The sequence below is a fragment of the Cohnella suwonensis genome (assembly GCF_042655365.1).
GTDB classification, from domain to species: Bacteria; Bacillota; Bacilli; order Paenibacillales; family Paenibacillaceae; genus Cohnella; species Cohnella suwonensis.
This window is the reverse complement of sequence record NZ_JBHSMH010000115.1, coordinates 4,884-9,346: the sequence shown is the minus strand read 5'-3', so window position 1 is coordinate 9,346 and position 4,463 is coordinate 4,884. Positions and strand designations below refer to the sequence as shown.

Annotated in this window: 4 protein-coding genes; all 4 read left to right on the top strand. The window is 39.6% G+C overall.

Translation table 11 applies throughout. The features are described 5' to 3' along the window. Positions 1–792 precede the first annotated feature (792 nt). On the top strand, positions 793–1,368 hold the full coding sequence (locus tag ACFPPD_RS25860; RefSeq protein WP_209751965.1) for a hypothetical protein: 576 nt from the start codon (positions 793–795) through the stop codon (positions 1,366–1,368). A 259-nt stretch (positions 1,369–1,627) separates the two neighbouring features. Continuing rightward, positions 1,628–2,233, top strand: a complete 606-nt coding sequence (locus tag ACFPPD_RS25855) for a dienelactone hydrolase family protein (RefSeq protein WP_209751963.1) — start codon at positions 1,628–1,630, stop codon at positions 2,231–2,233. Positions 2,234–2,457: 224 nt separating this feature from the next. Continuing rightward, complete coding sequence (locus tag ACFPPD_RS25850) at positions 2,458–2,991, top strand: hypothetical protein (protein ID WP_209751961.1); 534 nt, start codon at positions 2,458–2,460, stop codon at positions 2,989–2,991. 262 nt (positions 2,992–3,253) lie between these two features. Then, positions 3,254–3,763, top strand: coding sequence for a GNAT family N-acetyltransferase (locus ACFPPD_RS25845; RefSeq protein WP_209751959.1), 510 nt, complete (start codon positions 3,254–3,256; stop codon positions 3,761–3,763). The last annotated feature ends 700 nt before the right edge of the window (positions 3,764–4,463 follow it).

Here is a 4,463-nt window from a genome sequence, read left to right as displayed (position 1 = left end):
CAAGGAAGCAAATTCAGCCGGACACATCCGCACCACCTAACCGCATCGCGGCCGCCCTTCGGGCTTAAGGTGGTGGGACGTCGTGAACACATGAACGTTATCCGAAACCTCCGAGATCCAGTGCCAGTTGGGAAAGAGTATTCGAATTAGAGCCATAAGATTACGGTTACAACTCACGAACATCCTCTTCAAAGCTGTGATTAGCAGCCACTTTGAAATCGGAATAATCGTAAAAGTCTTAATAAGAACGAAAGAATGATCCTTTTCAAAGCTGTGATTAGCAGCCACTTTGAAATCGGAGTAATCGTAAAAGCCTTAATAAGAACGAAAGAATGATCCTTTTCAAAGCTGTGATTAGCAGCCACTTTGAAATCGGAATAATCGTAAAAGCCTTAATAAGAACGAAAGAATGATCCTTTTCAAAGCTGTGATTAGCAACCACTTTGAAATCAGAATAATTACAAAAGCAATGATTTAAGGCTTAATTAAGGGCCATTTAAGACCAAATTGAAAGACGTATTAAGGGCAGTTATTGTATTTCAGGAAGTCGGAGGCATCGGATAACACCATGTTCACGCTTCGGGGGACAAGCCCCCTCGGTCCGGCAGGAGTAGGGATGAGGATTCGACTGGAGCAACTCAGCAACTGTAAGTAATTCAGCCGGACACATCCGCACCACCTAACCGCATCGCGGCCGGCACCTGACGGTGCCTTAAGGTGGTGGGACGTCGTGAACACATGAACGTTATGAGAAATCGGCGAAAGACTAAAACATAAGTTGGTGAATCATTGATGCTGGATAACGTTGATGCGTATAGATACATGTACTATTTCATTAAGAAGAATGTTTCATTATCTGAATTTGAACAATGGCTATACAATCATGATGAACTTGAAGAAATTCTAGGGCAATCGGAATATATTGAATTTGTTTCAAGGGACTACAAAGGCAAATACGCTTATCAAGAGACAGAAAAACAAATAAAAGAGATAATTACAATTGGATATTTTGAACAAGAGAGAATAGTATCTTATCTATCCAATTTGATTCAAAATCCAATCAACTATTTAGAAATAGCAGAAACACTTTATGATGAATATTGTGATGGGTATTCTTTTCTCAGGTATATTGCAATGACGTATATTACAACATCTGATGAATATAAAGAGATGCTTAAACAAGATCAAATTAAATTGCAAGATTATAGAGTACTTATAAATAAAGAGGCTGTTAGACTCCTGAAATTCTTTGAAAGAAATGAATTAAAAATAGAAGTTGAACATGAGTATATAGATTTAAGGAAACATGAAGATAGGATTGAATTGCATAGCATAAATGAAATGTTGAAAGAACAGAGAGATTCTTAAGTAAATCAGGAAGTCGCCGACATCTCATAACACCATGTTCACGCTTCGGGCCATTCGGCCCTCGGTCCGGCAGGAGTTAGATGTGGATTCAGGGGAGCAATTGGCAGTTGCAGAGAAGTGGAATCAGCCGGACACATCCGCACCGACTAAGCGCATCGCGCCCGGCGACTTCGTCGCCTTAAGTCGGTGGGACGTCGTGAACACATTTACGTTATCGGAAACCTGTGTAAGAACATATTGAAAGAAGGTAAAGCTCCAAGTGATCAAGAAAACAAGAAAATCATTGGTCATTCTTCTTCATGAAATATATGGAATTAATGATCATATCAATATGTATAGAAGTTTGATGGTTGAAGCAGGCTTCGATGTAATTTCCCCTAACCTTTTACAAAGGGACTCTTTTGCCTATGATCAAGAAGATATAGCCTATCAATTTTTCATGAATGAAGTTGGATTTAATAAATCTATACAAATTGTGAACCAAATAATCAATGAAAATAGAAATCAATATAATAAGATATATATTATTGGATTTAGTATTGGTGCAACAATAGCATGGTGCTGTAGTGAATTTAAAGTCGATGGCATAATCGGCTATTATGGATCAAGGATTAGAAATTCTATTGGAATAGAACCGAAATGTTTGACCTTATTGTTCTTTCCAATTAATGAAAAATCATTTGATGTAATAGAATTAGAAAGACAACTGAAACCAAAAGAGAAACTTAAATTTGCTATTATACAAGCAGATCATGGATTTATGAATCCGTTTAATAAATGTTTTAATATTAAAGAATATCAGGAATGTCTTGATTTGAGTATGAATTTTCTAAGTGGAATCGAAGAAGACACAGGCATCCGATAACACTATGTTCACGCTTCAGCGGACGAGCCGCCTCGGTCCGGCAGAAGCAGGGAAGCGGATTCGACTGGAGTAATTCAGTAGCAGGGAAGCTAATTCAGCCGGACACATCCGCACCACCTAACCGCATCGCGGCCGCCCTTCGGGCTTAAGGTGGTGGGACGTCGTGAACACATGAACGTTATGTGAAATCTTCGAATACTGTTAAGTGCGAAAGGACAATTATCATGAAGTATGATTTGTTTCATTATTTTGAGAGAGATATAGGGCCATTTAGAAACCTATCCAAACTCTCAATTGAACAAGCAAGTCAAATTTCAAATCAAATTCGAGCTGAGGGCAGATCATTTGCAAGTCAGCGAAATGATGATTATTTGACGATCAGAAGAGATCTTGAAAGACAAGCTAGAGAACAATTCATTAGTAAAGGCGGGAAACCACGAAATTCTTTTCCTCATTATATGACTTTAGAATCTTGTAGATGGCTTGAGTCATGGTTTAACAATCCAGGATTAATTTCAATTGATTGGAATGAATTCTCCAAAGACTCAATTAGTTTTACTTATGGTGATCTTTTTCCTACGATGCGTTATCCTGATGGTAAACCATATAGGAAACAGGTTTATAATAAAGATGAAATCATCGAGATAATTCAAGAATTTGGATTACCACAAGAATGGAATATCAATGGAAATAATGGACCAGAAAGATATATTGAAGTTCAGATTTGGGATGAAGAGATTATTAAGAGATATTTGTAAGCGATTCTTCGAAGTCGAAGACTTCACATAACACCATGTTCACGCTTCGGCGGACGAGCCGCCTCGGTCCGGCAGAAGTAGGAAGCGGATTCGACTGGAGTAGCTCAGCAACTGTAAGTATTTCAGCCGGACACATCCGCACCGACTAAGCGCATCGCGCCCGGCGACTTCGTCGCCTTAAGTCGGTGGGACGTCGTGAACACATGAACGTTATGTGAAATCTCTGCAAGTGCCTAAATCTAAGAGCATGAGGTGATTTAATTTGAACTCAGATAGATTAATAAGAACAGATTACATTCAATTCCGAAGAACAATAATAGAAGACTTGGATTTTGTAATCTCAACGGAACAACACCCGGATAACAAGCCTTTTATTTTTTCTTGGACAAGGGATAAGCATATAGAAACCATAAAAAATGAAGATAACTTACATGTCATAATAGAAGATAAAAACAAACATAAAGTTGGATATATTATTATTTCAGGACTATTAAATGAAAATAAATGTATCGAATTGACAAGGATCACTATAAGCGAGAAGGGCAAAGGATATGGTAAGGAATCAATTAAATTAATACAAGATTATATCTTTACCAACTTAAACGCACATAGAATATGGTTAGATGTTAAATTAAATAATAATAGAGCCAAGCATATATATGAAAGTGCTGGGTTTCGAGTCGAAAGGATAGTAAGAGATATTATTAAGACGGAAGAAGAACATGAATCTTTAATAATAATGAAGATATTGAAGGAAGAATATAAGAGATGATTTTGAAGGTATTTCGAAGAAGGCAGAGACATCACATAACACCATGTTCACGCATCGGGGCATTCGCCCCTCGGTCCGGCAGGAGTAATGAAGCGGATTCGACTGGAGAAATTCAGTAGCAGGGAAGCGGAATCAGCCGGACACATCCGCACCACCTAACCGCATCGCGGCCGCCCTTCGGGCTTAAGGTGGTAGGACGTCGTGAACACATTTACGTTATAGGAAATTCCCGCTAAGAACTAAACAATCAAAGATGGCCACTCGACGAAGCAATGGGAAAAGCGGTCTGTAGCAAGTATCTCGACGAAGCAATGGGAAAAACCGTATGTAGTGAGTATCTCGACGAAGCAATGGGAAAAACCGTATGTAGTGAGTATCTCGACGAAGCAATGGGAAAAGCCGTCTGTAGTGAGTATCTCGACGAAGCAATGGGAAAAGCCGTCTGTAGTAAGTATCTCGACGAAGCAATGGGGAAGCCATCTGTAGTAAGTATATCGGCGATGTAGGAAGAATTTTATGGGAGAGAAATCGAAGAAGGCGGGAACATCCTATAACACCATGTTCACGCTTCGGCGGACGAGCCGCCTTGGTCCGGCAGGAGTTAGAAGAGGATTCATAGAAGTAATTCAGCAGCAGTGAAGCAGAGTCAGCCGGACACATCCGCACCGACTAACTGCGCAATCGCGCAGCCGGCGACTTT